15 protein-coding genes are annotated in these 18,774 nt (G+C 47.5%); 1 reads left to right on the top strand and 14 read right to left on the bottom strand.

Annotation, left to right across the window (positions count from 1 at the left end; all coding sequences use genetic code 11):
* Window positions 1-6 precede the first annotated feature (6 nt).
* From L5M17_RS07100 to fabB, 8 genes are all read right to left on the bottom strand, one after another.
* Window positions 7-495: a CvpA family protein gene (locus tag L5M17_RS07100; RefSeq protein ID WP_028761030.1), complete on the bottom strand. Its 489-nt coding sequence runs from the start codon at window positions 493-495 to the stop codon at window positions 7-9.
* Between the two features lie 115 nt (window positions 496-610).
* Entirely contained in the window at window positions 611-1,384 is a 774-nt protein-coding gene (locus L5M17_RS07095) for an SPOR domain-containing protein (RefSeq protein ID WP_028761031.1), read from the bottom strand.
* Window positions 1,377-2,648: a bifunctional tetrahydrofolate synthase/dihydrofolate synthase gene (folC, locus tag L5M17_RS07090; protein WP_263146232.1), complete on the bottom strand. Its 1,272-nt coding sequence runs from the start codon at window positions 2,646-2,648 to the stop codon at window positions 1,377-1,379. Before folC ends, L5M17_RS07095 begins: the two co-directional genes overlap by 8 nt.
* A 44-nt stretch (window positions 2,649-2,692) precedes the next feature.
* Window positions 2,693-3,478 carry a tRNA pseudouridine(38-40) synthase TruA gene (truA, locus tag L5M17_RS07085; protein WP_212600666.1) on the bottom strand — a complete coding sequence of 262 codons (786 nt, stop codon included), beginning with the start codon at window positions 3,476-3,478 and terminating at the stop codon, window positions 2,693-2,695.
* Window positions 3,479-3,579: 101 nt separating this feature from the next.
* The gene (locus tag L5M17_RS07080; protein ID WP_263146227.1) at window positions 3,580-7,017 is read right to left on the bottom strand and encodes a FimV/HubP family polar landmark protein; all 3,438 of its coding nucleotides are present in this window, start codon (window positions 7,015-7,017) and stop codon (window positions 3,580-3,582) included.
* Between the two features lie 177 nt (window positions 7,018-7,194).
* Window positions 7,195-8,211 (bottom strand): aspartate-semialdehyde dehydrogenase, encoded by a 1,017-nt coding sequence (locus L5M17_RS07075; RefSeq protein ID WP_131523510.1) that lies wholly within the window; start codon window positions 8,209-8,211, stop codon window positions 7,195-7,197.
* A 2-nt stretch (window positions 8,212-8,213) separates the two neighbouring features.
* Window positions 8,214-9,344 (bottom strand): 4-phosphoerythronate dehydrogenase, encoded by a 1,131-nt coding sequence (locus L5M17_RS07070; protein WP_263146223.1) that lies wholly within the window; start codon window positions 9,342-9,344, stop codon window positions 8,214-8,216.
* 160 nt (window positions 9,345-9,504) lie between these two features.
* Window positions 9,505-10,716 carry a beta-ketoacyl-ACP synthase I gene (gene fabB, locus L5M17_RS07065; protein ID WP_041408164.1) on the bottom strand — a complete coding sequence of 404 codons (1,212 nt, stop codon included), beginning with the start codon at window positions 10,714-10,716 and terminating at the stop codon, window positions 9,505-9,507.
* Window positions 10,717-10,854: 138 nt separating this feature from the next.
* On the opposite strand from fabB, the gene mnmC reads away from it, so the two are divergent.
* A complete protein-coding gene (gene mnmC, locus L5M17_RS07060; RefSeq protein ID WP_263146218.1) occupies window positions 10,855-12,897 on the top strand; it encodes an FAD-dependent 5-carboxymethylaminomethyl-2-thiouridine(34) oxidoreductase MnmC in 2,043 nt (680 codons plus the stop codon).
* A gap of 96 nt (window positions 12,898-12,993) precedes the next feature.
* On the opposite strand, the gene L5M17_RS07055 is transcribed toward mnmC, so the two are convergent.
* The 6 genes from L5M17_RS07055 to prmB all read right to left on the bottom strand — a co-directional run bounded on the left by L5M17_RS07055 (window position 12,994) and on the right by prmB (window position 18,704).
* Window positions 12,994-13,758, bottom strand: a complete 765-nt coding sequence (locus L5M17_RS07055) for an RNA methyltransferase (protein WP_263146214.1) — start codon at window positions 13,756-13,758, stop codon at window positions 12,994-12,996.
* Window positions 13,748-14,032, bottom strand: a complete 285-nt coding sequence (locus L5M17_RS07050) for a YfcL family protein (protein WP_011788898.1) — start codon at window positions 14,030-14,032, stop codon at window positions 13,748-13,750. Before L5M17_RS07050 ends, L5M17_RS07055 begins: the two co-directional genes overlap by 11 nt.
* 4 nt (window positions 14,033-14,036) lie before the next feature.
* Window positions 14,037-15,215: an ATP-NAD kinase family protein gene (locus tag L5M17_RS07045; protein ID WP_263146208.1), complete on the bottom strand. Its 1,179-nt coding sequence runs from the start codon at window positions 15,213-15,215 to the stop codon at window positions 14,037-14,039.
* 58 nt (window positions 15,216-15,273) lie between these two features.
* Window positions 15,274-16,449 carry an MFS transporter gene (locus L5M17_RS07040; RefSeq protein ID WP_263146205.1) on the bottom strand — a complete coding sequence of 392 codons (1,176 nt, stop codon included), beginning with the start codon at window positions 16,447-16,449 and terminating at the stop codon, window positions 15,274-15,276.
* A gap of 91 nt (window positions 16,450-16,540) precedes the next feature.
* A complete protein-coding gene (aroC, locus tag L5M17_RS07035) occupies window positions 16,541-17,635 on the bottom strand; it encodes a chorismate synthase (RefSeq protein ID WP_028761043.1) in 1,095 nt (364 codons plus the stop codon).
* Between the two features lie 124 nt (window positions 17,636-17,759).
* Window positions 17,760-18,704 carry a 50S ribosomal protein L3 N(5)-glutamine methyltransferase gene (gene prmB / locus L5M17_RS07030; protein WP_263146203.1) on the bottom strand — a complete coding sequence of 315 codons (945 nt, stop codon included), beginning with the start codon at window positions 18,702-18,704 and terminating at the stop codon, window positions 17,760-17,762.
* Window positions 18,705-18,774 lie beyond the last annotated feature (70 nt).

The following is an 18,774-nucleotide window of genomic DNA, read 5'->3' as shown; positions in this document are numbered from 1 at the left end:
TCTTTCTTATAGTTTGGGTACAAAGCTGGAGGTATTTTCCAAATAGTCAAAAAACCATTGAATAACAACGCCAAATTCGGGCACTAGCACAGAATCTTTCCACCATTGGGAGTTGGGAGAGCCTGTGAAAGCATCCATGAAAAACAACAAGGCGCTAACAATAAGCGCGCCTCGAATAGCACCGAAGCACAAGCCCAAAAGCCTGTCAGTGCCAGATAATCCGGTTTTGACAACAAGTTGTCCGAGAATATAGTTAACTAAGGCACCGAGTACCAAAGTGGTAATAAAGAGGATGGCAATAGAAACGCCATTACGCAGCATCTCATCGTTCATTTGTGTTAAGTGAACGGCAAGATCTTGGTAAAATTGGCTGGCAACAAAGAAAGCCGCAAACCATACCACTAAGGACATGGCTTCTTTGGCAAATCCACGGATCAGACTGATGAGAGTCGATAATCCGATGACGAATATGATAGCGTAATCAATCCAAACCATTGAGATGGCTTTCCGACATGGGCTTTAAGACGGCGCGATTCTACCAGAGACTGAAACGATTCTCACCCCTAGTGAGGTAAATAAATCATTTTCAGTCTCGTGTGTTGTATCACCATTAAGATTCTAAGGGATTAAAAGGAACAATCCAGCCCTTGAGACGTGTAAGGTTTTCCACCTCAACTTGTACTTTCTTCAGCTTTGCTTCAGACACATCGGGTCCGACAAACACTTTAGTTAATACGCCATCTTTAGGGTTTTCAGGAATAGTGTACGCTTTAAAACCACTCTTACGCAGCTGTGCAACCAAGGCTTTAACATTCGTTGCGTTGTTAAAACTGCCAAGCTGCAAGGTAAAGCCACTTTTCAAGCTGTCACGGCTGACCACTTTAACGGCATCCTCTTTGGCTGCACTGGCTTTGGGCGTTTCTGCTTTAGGCTTTTCAGCCTTAGCCACAGTAGTCGCTTTAGCGTCCGCTTTTTTAGCCGGCTCAGTTTTTACAGTGGCTTTAGGCGGCTCTTTTTTAGCTTCAGGTTTCGTTTCAGGCTTAGGCTCTGCTTTTTTAACATCAGGCTTAACGTCTTTCTTAACATCTTGCTTTGCGACTTCGATTACTGGCGCAACGGCAGACTTTTCATTGTCAGCATTAACTGGCATTTCGGCTAAGGCGACCTCAGTCCCATTCAGCGCAGCAGCATCCTCGGCCGACAAGACTTCAAACATATCATCGTCGGCTTTTTGCTGCTCAATCACGGTCGGGCGCAAAGGAATTTCGGAAAACTGCTCTTCTTGGCGATCTTTTTTGCCATCCAAAATATCCGGCAAAAAAATTACCCCAAGCGCAACCAGCACTACAGTGCCGACTAAACGATTATGAAACTGGCTAGACAAAACTGACTTCCTGCATAAATTGAGACTTAAAACCTGCCACAGTGTAAAAGGAGCCAAACACAATTACCACATCATCTGGGTTAATTTGCGCTTTTAATGCAGACCAAGCCTCAGATATGTCCTCAAACTCAAATGCAGCAGCCTCAGTGGCTAATGTTTTGCGTAACATGGCCGAACTCGCGCCACGCTCTCCGTGCAGACTGACCAAATACCAAGTGTCGATCAGAGGGTTGATCACAGGCAACACACCTGCGATATCTTTATCCTTCAACATGCCGCAAAGGGCGAACACGCGCTTACCCACAACGATTGGCGCTAACTGTTGTACCAAAAACCGCGCAGCATGGGGATTATGGGCAACATCGAGTAACACTAACGGTTGCTCACTCACCCGCTCTAATCGACCCGTTAACCGAGCCGTGCTAATACCCTCAGCAATAATTGAAGGCGTGATATCCGGCCAGCCCTGTTCAATCACTGCCAATACAGTCGCCGCATTAGGTAATGGCAAAGTTGGTAACGCTAAATCGTGCAGTTTGAGCACTTGACCTTGAAAATCCCACAGATTGCCATGGGCTTGATAACTGAATTCATTACCGACACGATACAAGATGGCGCCAACCTCATTGGCGACATCATTGACAGTGTGTGGCAAGTTGGGTTCACCCACAATGGCAGGTTTACCACGGCGGAAAATGCCCGCCTTTTCACGGCCCACAAGCTCACGGGTATTACCGAGATAACTTTCATGGTCTAAATCGACCGACGTCAGTACGCTAATGTCGGCATCGATAATATTGGTAGCATCTAACCGTCCACCTAAACCGACTTCTAAGATAACCACATCAAGCTTAGCGGTTTTAAAGAGTATCAAGCCTGCGAGCGTAGCGTACTCAAAAAAGGTCAGAGAAATATCGCCGCGCGCGGCTTCAATTTGCTCAAATGCCGTAACAAAACCACTATCACTGACATCGCTACCATTGATACGCACTCGCTCGTTGTACTTCAGCATGTGTGGCGAACTGTATACGCCCACAGTCAAACCCGATAGGCGCAGAATATTTTCGAGCATGGCGCAGGTGGTGCCTTTGCCATTCGTCCCCGCCACTGTCACTATCTTGGTTGTACCTAAATCCAAAAGACCCAGGGTTTGCGCGACCTTAGAGACACGGGTTAACCCCATATCGATTTCGGTTGGATGTATAGATAGCAAATAATCCAACCACTGTTCCAATGCTGCATTTGACGCTGGTACTGTAAGCATGTCCGTATATCCTCGTATTCGATTATCTCTCAAATAAGATCTTTTCAATCCAATATGAATAATGGCCCAAGAGCGAGCTTAGGTAATTGATATTGTTCTGGATAAGTCACATCAACTAAATAGAGTCCATGGGGTTTAGCCGTTGCTGCGGCTTGGTTTCTGTCTTTTAACGCGAGCAAATCGCCCATCCAAGTCAGTGGCTGATTACCTAGACCGATTTCTAACAATGAACCGACAATATTGCGCACCATGTGATGCAAGAAAGCATTCGCGGCGATATCAACAATCACATACATACCTTGGCGCGTTACATTAACGCAATGCACATTACGAAACGGTGTTTTCGACTGACACTGAACAGCGCGAAAGCTAGTAAAATCCTGCTCACCCAAGAGTGCCTGTGCCGCTTGGTGCATTTTGTCAGCATCGATATTGCCGTGATAATGGCTTACACCATGGCGTAAAATCCCAGGCCGAAAAGTGTGATTATAAATCACATAGCGGTAGCGTCTGGCGGTGGCCGAAAAGCGCGCATGGAAACTGTCGTCGACTTCTTTGACCCAACGAACGGCAATATTGTCGGGCAAATTAGCATTCACCCCTAAGGTCCATGCGCCTTCATTACGAATAGCATTGGTTTCAAAATGGACCACTTGGCCTGTGGCATGCACGCCCGCATCGGTACGGCCAGCGCAGAAGACGCCGATAGGCTCATTGGCCACTATCGATAACGCCCGTTCTAATTGCCCTTGTACTGAATCGACTTCGGCCTGACGTTGCCAGCCAAAATAACCATTACCGTCATATTCAATACCTAATGCAATCCGCATCACTTATCCTCACAATTGATTTAGCGGCGCATTTTATCACAGCAGCCCATAAAAAAAACGGCGCTGAAGGCGCCGTTAGATTGAAACACTCTCAACCGGGATTAACTAATCTCTTTGAGCAAACGTCCTGCTTCATCCTGCTGGCGCTCGTTACCGTCAATTTGCACTTCTTTGAGCAGGGCTTTCGCACTGTCGCTGTCGTCAATTTCGATATAAGCACGCGCTAAATCCAGCTTAGCGTTGACTGAGTTTTCTTCATCATCAACATCGATCATCGCGGCATCACCGATTAAGGCACCGACATCACTCATCTCAACGTCAACTTCCGAATACAAATCGGTATCTGCGCCCTCTTCATCGGCATCATTCAGCAACTTGTCGATGTCGATAAAACCGTTTTCATTTTGAAAACTGGTTAAATCATGGTCAGGAACAAACTTTTTCTGCGCTTTTCGCGACTCCTGGGCATCGAGTGCAGCCAAGGCTTCATCGACGGTAAGATTATGATCATCGACCAGAGAGAAACTGTCTTCCGACGTCAACACATCTTCATCGTCATAATCTGTATTGGCTGTAAAAGCGGCGAGCACGTTATCGTCACTTAAGTCTAGCCCTTGCTCAAGGTCCAAATCATCCGCGTCTTCTTTGATATCAAGTTTAAAATCTTCACTATAATCAATATCGTTACGCGTAGCATTAATGGGCTTCTCTTGAGAAGCATAATCGAGCGCAGTGGCATCTTTATTAGGCTCAACATCATTAGCCGTTACATCTGCTTGCGTTGCAGCAGGCTTAGCCTTAGGTGCAAAATCTAGCTCTGAGTCCCAATCGAGCACATGGGGATCTTTGCTCTTATTGGCTTTTAAATCATTAAAGAAAGAAGATTCTTTTTCTTTAACACTGGCCGCGGCTGCAGCAGCGGCCAAAGTGACTGCGGCCGTCGCTAATACATCAGCGTCGTTATCGTCACTCAGTTCCTCGACTAATGTAAAAGTATCATCGGTGCCGTCGATAGAGTGAGCCGCACCTATGCCTTTAAGTAAATTATCTTCGTCAACTGAATTGTCGTCTGAATCGAGTTGCGCCGTTTCCATATCAAAGTCGAATTCATCTTCATCGGCATCCAATTGCTCCGGCACATCAAACTCAGCTAAGAGTGCATCTAAATCATCATCACCTGACGCTTCACCTTTTATGTCTTCCGGTAACGAAGCTTCTAATTCTGCGGCGATTTCTGCACTGATATCATCATCTTCTGCATCGACTTTGAGTTCAGGCTCAGCATCAAAACTCGCCAGTAGTGAATCAATATCATCGGATTCTTCTACGCCTAATTCATTAAGCTCATCGTCTAACTCAGCGGCAATTTCAGCACGAATATCGGGCTCGACTTCAGGTTCAACCGCTGGCGTCGGTTTATCAAAATCCGCTAACAGAGCATCAATATCGTCGGTATCTTCCACACCCAGCTCATCAAGCTCAGCGTCTAGCTCGGCGGCAATTTCAGCGCCGAGGTCGGGTTCAACTTCAGGTTCTGCAGGTTTATCGAAATCGGCTAACAGGGCGTCAATGTCGTCGGTATCTTCTACGCCCAGTTCATTAAGCTCAGTGTCTAGCTCTGCGGCAATTTCAGCACCGAGATCAGGTTCAACTTCAGGTTCTGCAGGTTTATCGAAATCGGCTAACAGGGCATCGATGTCATCGGTGTCTTCTACGCCCAGTTCATTAAGCTCCGCATCTAGTTCAGCAGCAATTTCAGCGCCAAGATCAGGCTCGACTTCAGGTTCAGCGGCTGGCGTTGGTTTATCGAAATCAGCCAATAAGGCATCGATATCATCAACGTCTTCTCCGCTAAGTTCATCATCTAGCTCATCACCGAGTTCTGCCGCGATGGCAGCACTGAGATCTTCATCATCAGATGCAACAACGTCTGGGGCAGGCGCTTGTGCAGTCTCAGTATCTTTTGCAGGAACACTAAACTCGGCAAGTAATGCATCAAGATCATCGTCATCCGCGATGGCTTCATCGGCAGGTTTAGTGTCTGCGACTTCAACATCATTCAACTTAGAAGTAACATCATTACTGTCATCTTCTTGAGCTAAATCGCTCGCAAAGTTACGCTCTAATTCACTTAAATCCTCTTCGGCTTCGGTGCTGTCTTCAGAAGTGCTGTCGTCAGAACCTAGGCCCGCTAATAGTGCATCAAGATCGGCTTCCTCAAGAATATTGCCAGATTTAGGTTTCTCCTCAACAATATCCTCTCCCTGATCGCCCATGGCTTCGGCCCACAGATCATCAAGAGATTGCCCTTCGTCTTCAACCTCAGGTTCGGCAGAGATCCCCGGATCGACAAACATTTCAGAAGCCATATCCATCTGATCGTGGGAGTCAGTCAAATCTTGCTCAGGTTGTAAATCGACACTGCCCATATCAAGAAGACTATCGATGGAGTCCGCATGGTCAGAATCTAAATGTACCGCCATATCGTCTAAATCGTCATCATCCATATCCATGATGGCGGTACCTGCAATCCCAGCGGCACCGGCGGCCATAACCGCTTCTTGTGTCTGCATTTCACGACGTTCTTTATTGCGTTTACGGCGCAGGAACCAGAACACAGCAAGCAGTAAGAACAAGGCAGGGATCACAGCCGCGGCAATCAATAACGCAGGACTGTTAAGGATATTGCGCCACAAGTCATCGGGCTCAATCGGTGCCTCTGCCTCTACTTCAGCTTCAACAGCTATCGTCTCTGGCACTTGCGCAGCTTCAACTTCGGCTTTCAAGGCTTGGTTTTGTAGTTTGCTGGCTTGAAGTGTTTCTTCCAGCACAGCAATCCGTTGATTTAATTCTTCAACTTTAACTTTTAGCGCTTCAACATCTGAAGTGCGCACTGAGAGTTGATCTTGCGTGCGGGCTAATTCATCGGTTAATGACAGATTTTTGCTTTCTGCCGCTTCTAACCGCGCCGTCACATCTGAACTCAGCATCTTGGGCTTTTCTGGAACAGGTGTTTCAACAACCGCTTTAGGTGGTGTCACTTTCGTTTCAACAATCACCGCAGGAGCCGTGACTGGCGCTTTTGCTGTCGTCACCTTAGCTGGTGGTTTAGACGCTGCTTTCGCCGGAGCCCGAGATTGTCTATCACTTTGCTCTGCTCTGGCTATCGCCATACGATTGGGGATCGACAGCATGACTTCTTTAGACGGAATGAGCAGGATCATACCGCGTTCTAAACTGTTATAACTGGCAGAGTTAAACGCATGAGGGTTAGCATCGTATAAGGCGGCCATCACCTGATAGACGCTAACACTGGCATCAGGACGGACTTTTTGCGCTATGCTCCAAAAAGTGTCTTTCGATGTCGTTGGACCATATTGATGGTTAACTTGACGGATCTGTCCGTCTGGCCCCATGATTTTTAAGGGTTTTAATCTTGGTGTATCTGCAGCAACGGCGGGATCAATAAAATAAGCGGTAGAAGAAACAGCTAAAACAGTGGCCATTAGACCCACAAGATACGAAGTGCGAAATTTCATCAATCCTTCCCTTTGAAGCGCTATAAAGTTATCTCACTGATAACAGGCTTTAGGCAATTGTATTTATTGAGATTACTATAAACCAGAAATCCCCGCCCTGCTACTGTTCACAATTGTAAAACAAAAAAAGCCTGCTGACAGCAGGCTTTTCAATGGGCATCAAATGCAATCTAATGCTTAGTAATAATCTCTCACTAAGATCTCGGCAATTTGCACACTGTTCAAGGCTGCGCCTTTACGAATATTGTCTGACACAACCCACAAGTTAATCCCGTGAGAATGAGAAATATCCTTACGAATGCGACCCACATAAACCGGATCGGTTCCTGCGGCATCTGTCACTGCTGTTGGATAATCATCATCGGATTCAAACAATACCACTCCTTCGGCATTACGCAGTAAAGCTTTAACGTCTTCGGCATCAACAGGCTGACGAGTTTCGATATTAATGGCTTCAGAGTGACCATAAAACACAGGCACACGTACGGCAGTCGCATTCACTAAAATCTCATCGTCACCGAAAATCTTCTGGGTTTCCCAGACCATTTTCATTTCTTCTTTGGTATAGCCGTTATCCATAAATTTATCGATTTGTGGCAATACGTTAAAAGCAATTTGTTTTGGATAGACTTCAGCGTCGGCAGGTAAACCTTGCAGTAATTTAGTGCACTGATGCGCTAATTCTTCAATGGCTTTTTTACCTGTGCCCGATACTGACTGGTACGTTGCCACATTAATGCGGCTGATACCATAGGCATCATAAATTGGCTTAAGTGCCACCAGCATTTGAATGGTTGAGCAATTTGGGTTAGCAATGATATTGCGATTGCGGAAATCAGCGATAGCATGCGGATTCACTTCAGGTACAACCAAAGGAATATCGATGTCGTATCTAAAGTGAGAGGTGTTATCAATCACAACACAGCCTGCTTCAGCAGCAATCGGTGCCCATTTGGCGGAAACATCACCACCTGCAGAGAAGAAACCAATTTGAGCTTGGGTCCAATCGAAGGTTTCTACGTCGAGAATGGTAATTTGTTTGCCATGAAAGCTGACCGTTTCACCGGCGCTGCGGCTACTGGCTAAAGGGTACAAATTGGCAACCGGGAAATTACGCTCTTCGAGGATCTCTATCATAGTTTGACCCACTGCGCCCGATGCACCTAAAACGACAACATTAAATTCCTGTGACATAGCTACTGACCGACTCCTGAAAAACCTAAATTAGACAACCAATCTACCTCAGATTGACCGTCATAAGCCAGCGCCAATGCACTAAATTCGCGTCTATGTTGGTGATTTTTTCTCATAGTGTCGAAGCCATTCTCATTTAAGAATGTATTTCTGAACATCTTGTCATCATCGCGCAAATCATAGACAAAACGCGCGAGCTGTAATAACGCTTTTTCATTCGGCGCGGTCGCAAGTTCGACCGCCTTAATGTTAAAGCTTGGCAAGAGATCCAGCAGACTTTTATCGGCAGCAATATTAAGTAACTGACACAGCTTTTGATAGAGCATAAAAGTGCCGCGCGCCTTACCTTCTAAGCTGTAACCTGCAATATGCGGCGTGGCAAATTCAGCCAGTGGTACGAGTTCAGGCATCGGTGTTGGCTCACCTTCCCACACATCGAGTACAAGTTTGAGATCATCACGCTGGCGTTTAGCTCTGACAAGTGCTTTGTTATCTATCACATCACCGCGGCAGCAATTCACTAACCATGTATTGGGTTTGAGCGCCTTTAAGCGCGCCTCATCGAACAAATGTTTGGTTTTATGCTCGCCCGTTCGCGTGATGGGCACATGTAAACTGATGATATCGGCCTGCGCCATGATGGTCTCTAAACTCACAAAACTACGCGGATCGCCCTCTGCAGCTTTAATGGGATCGTTAAGCAGTACTTTAATACCATAGGCTTGCAAACATTTTGCCGTTGCAGTGCCAGTGTTACCCGCGCCCACTATGCCGACGACCTTGCCCTTAAGCGGCGAATCAAACCGCTGTGCTAGCTCCAGCATAGCGATAAAAGCAAATTCTCCAACCGCAGTCGCATTGCAACCTGGCGCATTAGAGAAGGGGATATTACGCTCGGCAAGGTAGGCTAAATCCACATGATCTGTGCCTATAGTGGCACTGCCGACAAACTTCAGTTGATGATTGTCCGAGAGCAACTCGGCATTCACTTTGGTGACTGAGCGCACTAATAACACATCGGCATCGCGCACTTGCACTGCGGTTAACGTGCGGCCATTAACAGGAATAATTTCCCCGAGATCGCCAAATAGCGGTTCAACATAGGGCATATTTTCATCGACTAAAATCTTCATGGGCACCTGATCTAAAAAAAGTGGGAATGGAAGGCATCAAGATGCTCGGTATTCTAACAAGACTAATGGGATAAATCCTTGTCGATGCAACAGGTTTACAAAAAACGCCCATAAAAAAGGGAAGCCTAAGCTTCCCTTCTATCGCGTTTGATAAACAAACTTATTTGAATTTACGCATCACTAGCGTGGCGTTTGTACCGCCAAAACCAAAGCTGTTACTCATGACTGTATTCAGCTCAGCATCGCGATATTCACGCACGATAGGCATATCTTTCGCCGCTTCGTCCAGATTTTCGATATTGATGCTTGGAGCAATAAAGCTGTTTTCCATCATGATTAAGCTGTAAATCGCTTCATGTACGCCTGCGGCGCCTAATGCATGACCTGTCATAGACTTAGTCGATGCAATCGGTGGGCACTTGTCTTTGAAAACTTCACGTAGCGCTTCTAATTCACGCACGTCGCCCACTGGCGTTGAAGTGCCGTGAGTATTGATGTAATCGATTGGGGTATCGACATCCATCATCGCCATTTGCATACAACGCACAGCGCCTTCACCCGATGGCGCCACCATGTCATAACCGTCTGAAGACGCGCCATAACCAATCACTTCAGCGTAAATTTTTGCGCCGCGAGCCAGAGCATGCTCTAACTCTTCAACCACTAAAATACCGCCGCCGCCAGAAATCACAAAACCATCACGGTCTGCATCATAGGTACGAGAGGCTTTTTCGGGTGTGGCATTGTACTTGGTTGACAGTGCGCCCATAGCGTCGAAGCCCATGGTCAGTGTCCAATCCACTTCTTCAGCACCACCGGCAAACACCATGTCTTGCTTACCCATTTGGATAAGTTCAACGGCGTGACCAATACAGTGGGCGCTAGTTGCACAGGCTGAACTGATAGAATAATTCATGCCTTTAATTTTAAATGGCGTGGCTAAACAAGCGCTGGCCGTGCTCGACATGATGCGAGGCACAATATACGGACCTACGCGTTTAACGCCTTTTTCACGCAATGTATCGGCAGATTGTACTTGGTTGGACGATGATGCGCCGCCTGTACCCACAATCAAACCTACGCGTGGATCTGAATACTGTTCTTCAGTTAAATTGGCATCGGCAACCGCTTCTTGCATAGCAATGTAGGCATAAGCTGCCGCATCACCCATAAAACGCAATGCCTTACGATCGATATGCTCAGCAGGGTTTAACTTGATGTCACCCCATACATGGCTACGTAATTGCATCTCTTCAAACTGAGCTGAATGCGTAATACCACTGCGGCCCGCTTTCAGTGACTCGGTCACTTCTTGCTTGTTATTACCGATACTTGAAACAACACCCATTCCGGTGATCACGACTCTTTTCATTTTATTGCTATCCATTGTGTACATGTCAGTACCTACTTTTCGCTGAGCCAATAGTATCTGTTTTGACTCAATTAAGTGGTCAGCTTTCCATAAAGGCGAGTAAAATAATGCCAATTATGAGACCGAGAGTAAATTTCTTTGACTGCAGAGCCCAATAAACCTTGCCAAATTAAGCGCGATTACCCGCAATTAATCAACCTTTATCCCGCAACAGCTCACACTGATGCACACTATCTCAGCAAGTTGAGCATTTATCAGCAGCGGGTATTTGAGGCTCATTCACAGCAAAAACTCTTAGTATTAGGGCAAATTGGTTTAGGCAACGGGCTTGAACTCTTATCTTGGTGGCGCACTCAGACGAATCCTAACCAACGATTACTCCTTAACGTATTCGAACCCAATCCGATTAATGCGTACGAACTTAAATTACTTTGGGATCAATCCGCCAGTTTAACCAAAGTGCCTGAACTTGAGCCACTTGCCCAACGCTTACTTCATACAGAGCCGACGGCTATTATAGGTTGTCAGAGATTAATTTTTGATGACGGTCGTACCACAATCGACCTGCACTTTGGTGATATTCAATCCCAGCTCTGTTCACTCATCCATTCTCCGCTTCACCCCGTTCAGCACTGGCTGGTATTGCCCCATCTACAAAATGGGTTAAATCAGCAGATCCATTGGCAGATGGCAAAACTCAGTGACGATGGCGCCACTGTGGCAACTATTGGATTAAACGAATCAAGCGGATTAAGCGAAACTCCTGTGAGCCGTTTCCAAGCCTGCGGCTTTGAGGAGAGGGATTTTACCTGCGCTGCAATACAGACAAACCATCAGCCTGATGCCATTTTGTTACACGAGCGCCACGTCTTACGCCAGCAAGATGCTAAAGCCTATGCCTTTAATCCTATGGCTGCAATCTTACCCTCGGACGCGCCCAGCTCGATTGCCATCATAGGCGGCGGGTTAGCCTCGGCGCATTTGGCGCTGTCTTTGGCGGAACGAGGCCAAAGTACGCAGCTCTTTTGTAAAGATGCCAAGCTTGGCCAAGGCGCCTCGGGCAACCGCCAAGGGGCGATTTATCCGCTGCTGACACCGGAAAATGATGAATTAAGCCGCTTCTTCCAGCAAGCATTTTTATTTAGTCGACGTAGAGTACAGGCGCTGACATCTGTCCCCGCCCCAAATCAAGCGCCGATTTCCCATGATTTTTGCGGGGTATTGCAAACGGCCCACGATGAACGCAGCCAATTACGACTCGATAAAATTATTCAAAGCCAGAACTGGCCAAGTGAAATTGCCTATCGAGTCGATGCGCAGCAGGCCAATTCTCTTGCGAACATTAATATCGACAAATCAGGCTTTTTCTATCCGCTGGCTGGCTGGGTTTGTCCCTACGAATATGCCGAAGCCGCACTACAAAAAGCGCAGCAGCTTACTGAGGTCAAACTCCATTTGGAGACTGAGATCCTTGAAATTAAGCATCAAAGTGAAGGTTGGTATTTAACCACCGCTAAGCATCGCTTTGGCCCCTTTGCACAACTTGTGCTCGCCAATGGCGCAGCGCTCACGCAATTTGATGCCAGCAACAAATTACAAATTAGCCCTTTTCGCGGCCAAGTCAGCCATGTACCCGCTCAATTTCAATTGAGTCAGCTCGCGACTGTACTGTGCGCAAACGGTTATTTAACCCCGAGTCACCAAGGACTCCACTGCCTTGGCGCGAGTTACGTTAAAGAACCTAAGCATTTAGATTTTTGCCCGCAGGAGCAGCAAGAAAATCTCGCCAAAATGCACGAGAGTTATCCCAATCAGCCTTGGCTTGAAGATATCGACATGAGTGGCAACAATGCTCGCGTTGGCGTGCGTATGGTCACGCGGGATCATTTCCCTATGATGGGCTGCGCGCCCGATGTGCCACAAATTATTAAAGATTATGCGCAACATCAACTAACTAAAGAAAGTCGCCACTACTGGCAAACCATGCCAGCACCCGTGCATCAAGGGCTGTATATTCTTGGCGGGTTAGGCTCACGGGGATTAAGTTCTGGGCCACTGGCCGCCGAATGTCTCGCGGCGCAGCTTTGCGGCGAGCCAATACCACTCGATAAAGCAACTCTGTGTAAACTCAACCCTAATCGTATGTGGCTGCGAAAATTGCTCAAGGGCAAAGCGCTCTAGGCAATCAATCGCTAGAAAAATAACGTTTTTGAGCGCTATAAAAAAAGGGATTATGCCTTAGCTTTAATCCCTTTTTTATTATTTTCTGTAAACCACTTAAGCGGCAGTAACAACAATAGTGTTATCACTGCTGCTAGGTTCAAGACTGCTAGGCTCTACACAGCTAGCCTCTACACAGCTAGCCTCAATATGTCGGGGCTTTCTCGATTCTCTCGCCACTTTTACCCGAGTACGATTGTTGTTATCACGACTCTGGCGGATCAGCGCATCGCCGCCTATGCTCGATGTCAGATCTGCAGCCTCACGGTGGGATTTAGCCAATCTGTCGTATAACAGCACATTGACCGAAGCCGCAAGATTCATACAACCGACCGTAGGCACATACACTACAGCATCAGCCTTATCGATAATCTCTTGCCCAATGGTGCCATCTTCAGGACCAAACACATAAAAGGCTTTTGCGGGATGGACAAACTCCGGCAGCGGCGTTGCGCCCACCACCAAATCGACACAGATAAGCTGAGTGCCCGCCGGAATCGCGGCTAACAATGAAGTGACGCCCGTGAGCGGAATGCGCTCGCCAGCATCTTTAGTATCGACATGGTATTGCACAGCACCCGAACGCGCGGCTAACTCGTAGCGCCTGCCAGTGTAAAATACGCCATCGACGCCATAACAACCCGATGCGCGCATAATGCCACCGACGTTAACGGGTGTTTTAGGATTCACTAAACCGATAAATACCGCGCTAGCATTGAGCGTTTGCTCACAGGCTAATTCAGCACTCGGCATTTCTACACTCGTTACTTCGGTATTAGTCACGTGCTCGTTGTCAGTCATCGGCTGGGAGCTAGGCAACATCCAATTCGCCTATAATCTTTGCCTGCAGCTGTGCCCATGCCTGTTCAACCAAGGCATAATCGGCATCATTTAATTCTTGGCGCGCGAGTGCTAGACAGTCGGTCATTTTTAGCATTAAAGCATCAAGATCCGTTTCACCCTGTGCTTCCAATTGGGACAACACTACGGCCACATGGCCCTGTAAGTAGCCACAGGCAAACAAAGCATCGTCATCACCATGACTAACAACGCTGGCGATCCACTGTTCTAATGCGTCTTCGTAATGCTCTAACATGGGTCTAACTCTCCATTAATACTGGATTGGCCGACACATCTGCTGCGACCAATAAATCTGGATTGGCCACCTGATACATGACGTAATCATGGTAGCCCGTCGTCACTTTATAATAGCCGCCAAGCTCGCTATCTAATTTAGGGTCGCCACTATCCACAATTAGTGGTCGTCCATCAAGTGCTTTTAGCTTAGTTTTTGTGGCAAGGATAATAATATTGTCTTTTCCGATGCGCCGAATGAGCTCGGGCGACAATTGTTGATTACCGCGCCCTAAGATATGGCCTTGACCGCCAATCAGAGTGATCACCAACTTAGCCGGCTTATCTTGGGTCAGTTCGAGTAATTTGTTCGCGGTTAAGTCACTGCCGACTAAACTTTTATTTTGAATAAGATCAACACCGAGCAGGGTATTATCGAGGCCTAACTCTTCCATCACAAAGGCAACCGTACTGCCAGAGCCCATGATGTACAGTTCATCTTCCATTTGATTGATCACATCGGCGGCGATATCGGCCAGCACGAGTTCATCGACTTCCTTACCGCCCATCTTCACCGCTTGCACATAACGCGGCTCGGCGGGCACTAAGAGCTCACCAAAGCGTTTAGCGCGCACTGTGCCTTGGCGAAAAGCCACTTCATCAATATCCATTACATCGGCGGACATCAAACTGACAAGTTCGCCATCGAGTAACATCTTGACCACCATGCCAGACGCATGGGGCGTAATGCCGTAAACGCCGGAATGAATTTTCACCCCAGCAGGCACACCGAGCACAGGGAGTTTGTCGTCGATAGTGGCTTGTTCAAATACGGAGTAAACATCGCGGGCCGTGCCATCGCCACCGGCAAAAAGGAGTAAATCCAGCGGTTCATCCAGCAGCGCACGCACAACGGCCTGCGTATCCAGTGCCTGAGTTTTATCCGGAGTTTGATACACCACTCGTGTGGTAAAACCGAGTGTTTTAGCGGCGTCTTCACCCATGATGCCTGAAGCAGTAATGACTTCAATGTCATCACTATAATCACGGATAACCTCGAGGGCCTGCATCATACGCAAGGCGGCTTTGGGTTCAGCGCCTAAGGCGAGCGCTTCTTCGGCAACGCCATCGCTGCCCTTAAGACCAACACTGCCACCTAAGCCAGCCAACGGATTGACAACTAACCCTAAACGAAACCGAATCACCTTTACCTCACTTAACACAATCTTTTGATTTTTATATTTTTTATCTTAATGGATATGACTAGGCCGTATGGGCTACAACACTCGGTTTATCCTTAGGGATAAAGAATACCGCCAGCATAGCGGCAAAGGCGCATACTGCGGCAAATACCCAAGACCAAACCGCCCCGCTACCATCGCCCCAAATAAAGCCACAAATCCAAGTACCGAGCGCGCCGCCAACCCCAAAACTTAAACTGGCGTATAGGGCTTGACCTTGGCTTCTGTGACTCGCATCGAAATGTTTATGCACAAATTGAATCGATGCGGCGTGGGTTAAACCAAAGGTAAAGGCATGTAATAATTGGCTAAAACCAAGCCACAACACGCTATCTACCCCAAAGGCAACCAATAACCAACGCAAGCAAGTCATGCCGATGCTGACAATCAATAAGGTATTCACACCATAGCGGCCGAGTAAACGCGGCGCGAACATAAACATCACGATCTCGGCCATAGCGCCAAGAGCGACAAATATGCCCGCCGAGGATTCGGAGTAACCCGCTTGCTTTAAATATAAAACGAAGAAGCCGTAGAAAGGTCCCGCGCTCATTTGCAGCAACATCGCCGAGACTAAGAACCAAATAATCGCCCGATTCCATTGCAATGGCGGCCGCACTTGGCTGGTGTCGCGCACTAAACGATTTGCTGGTAATGGCAACGCACTGGCTAACATGCCAATAAATAATGACAAACCAATATAAGGCAACACCTCAGTGCCCCACTGACCAATGGCAAAGCCCGCACCGACAACAAGACAAATATAACCGACACTACCCCAACTGCGAATTTGACCGTAGCGGCTGGCATTCTCGCCTAAGGTTTCTAAGGTGATCACTTCAAGCTGGGCGAGGATTGCATTCCAAAAGAAGGTATATAAGGCCAAACTCAGCGCCATATACACAAAACCACCATGGTAGAAGAAACTCAAATACGCCAGCGCGGCGGCTCCCGCGCCCATTTTGATCAGCTCGGCGCGCATCCCCGTTCGGTCAGCCACTTTAGCCCACACATTCGGCGCAACGATGCGCGTCGCCATCAGGATGGCGAGTAAAAAGCCAATTTCTTGAGGATTAAAACCGCGATTTTCGAAGAAGACCCCAAGATAAGGGACCATAGTGCCGAGAATAGAAAAGAAGAAAAAATAGCAGGCACAAAGCCAGCGCAATTGCCGGCTTGTGCTAGAAGAAGTTGACATTAACGCATTCCCTTTATCTCATGCCACTTGTTGTATCGTTATCGCATACCATCTATCTCATGCGCCTATCTCATACCCCTATCTCATTCGCCTATCGCATACCAAGCACGGGCGTATGACTACGCACATCCTGATTTTGCGCTCTGTGTCTTAATAAGTGATCCATCAACACAATGGCAAGCATAGCTTCGGCAATCGGTACCGCGCGGATCCCAACACAGGGATCGTGACGACCTTTAGTGACAACTTCGGCCATTTCACCCTGCGCCGTCATACTTTGACCCGGCACACTGATGCTTGATGTGGGTTTTAACGCAATATGGGCAATAATCGGCTGACCCGACGAAATCCCACCGAGCACACCGCCCGCATGGTTAGATTCAAAGCCTTGCGGCGACATTAAGTCACGCCCTTCGGAGCCCTTTTGCGTCACGACACCAAAACCATCACCAATCTCAACACCTTTGACGGCATTAATACCCATCAGCGCGTGGGCGATATCGGCATCGAGTCTATCAAATACTGGCTCACCTAAACCCACTGGCACACCTGTCGCGATAACGGAGATTTTCGCGCCAATCGAGTCACCGGATTTTTTCAGCTCACGCATGTATTCATCGAGCGCTTCCAGCTTGCTAGCATCGGGGAAGAAAAAGGCATTTTGCTCGATTTGGTCAAGATCAATGGTCTGCGCACAAATAGGACCCAGCTGCGACATATAGCCGTAGATCTCGATACCGTGAACTTGCTTTAAATACTTTTTAGCCACAGCACCCGCCGCAACCCGCATCGCAGTTTCACGGGCTGATGAGCGGCCACCACCGCGGTAGTCACGCATACCGTACTTTTGCTGGTAGGTATAATCGGCGTGCCCAGGGCGAAATAAATCTTTGATATTAGAGTAATCTTGACTGCGTTGATCGGTATTTTCAATCAAGAGTCCAATCGAGGTGCCCGTGGTTTTACCTTCGAAGACGCCGGATAAAATCCGCACTTCATCGGGCTCACGGCGTGCCGTGGTATATCGGGATGTCCCAGGACGACGGCGGTCAAGATCGTGCTGCATATCGGCTTCGGTTAATTCAAGCCCAGGAGGGCAACCATCAATAATGCAACCCAGTGCAACACCGTGACTCTCACCAAACGTCGTCACTACAAAATTTTGACCAATACTGTTTCCAGACATCCGCTTTGTACACCTTAGGTTATTTGTTCATCGCTCCGTGTCCAGCGACCACTGGACAATTTATTTTCCCGCTGCAAGCCTAACTGGCAGCGGGAAAAGTCTCAACCTAATTTGCTATCTTAGGCTATTGTGCGTCGCGATAAATGCCGAACACTGACTGATTTTCAACCAGTTGATCGCGGGTCAATACAAATACGCCATCGCCGCCATTTTCAAAGTTAATCCAAGTGAATGGCACTTCTGGGAACTGCTCAATCAAATGCACCATAGAATTACCGACTTCGACTACGAGTAAACCCGTTGGCGTGAGGTATTGCGCGGCATTGGCGAGTATACGCTTGGTTAAATCTAACCCGTCGCGACCTGAGGCTAAACCAATGGCTGGCTCATGGTGATATTCATCAGGCATGTCGCCAATGTCTTCAGCATCCACATAAGGTGGGTTTGAAACAATCAAATCATACTGAGGCCCTTCTGGGATGGCCGAAAACAGATCCGATTGCATCGGGAAAACTCTGTCCATCACACCTAAGGTTTCGATATTGATTTGCGCCACATCTAAGGCATCTTCGCTGATATCCAGCGCATCGACTTCGGCGTCTTCAAATTCATAGGCACAGGCAATCGCGATACAAGCGCTGCCAGTACATAAATCTAAAATACGTGTGACTGGCTTGTTATATAACCAAGGGCTAAAACGGTTAGCGATCATTTCGGCAATCGGTGAACGAGGCACTAACACGCGCTCATCGACGTAAAACTCAAGCCCAGCAAAACGCGCCTTGTTGGTCAAGTAAGGCACAGGTAAGCGCTCTCTCACTCGACGAATGATCAACTCGACAATTTTATGCTTTTCACTGCTGGTCAAGTTACTTAAAATCACTTGCTGACCGATTTCTTCGGGTAAGTGTAAGGCATGGAAAACTAAGGCGATGGCTTCATCCCACGCATTATCAGTACCATGACCATAATACACATTGGCATCGTTAAAACGGCTCACGGCCCAACGTAACATATCGCCAATAGTACATAATTCTGTCACAGCTTCATCTACAAAGATCTTATCCAAAACGTGCTCCCGCTAGTTTGTTCGCAAACATTGTAACTGAACTCTATTCAGAAACCATAGGATTCAATAG

The sequence above is a fragment of the Shewanella sp. SW24 genome, assembly GCF_025653395.1.
Taxonomy (GTDB): Bacteria; Pseudomonadota; Gammaproteobacteria; order Enterobacterales; family Shewanellaceae; genus Shewanella; species Shewanella oncorhynchi.
Note: the sequence above shows the minus strand (reverse complement) of the source record. Positions and strands in the feature narration are given on the sequence as shown.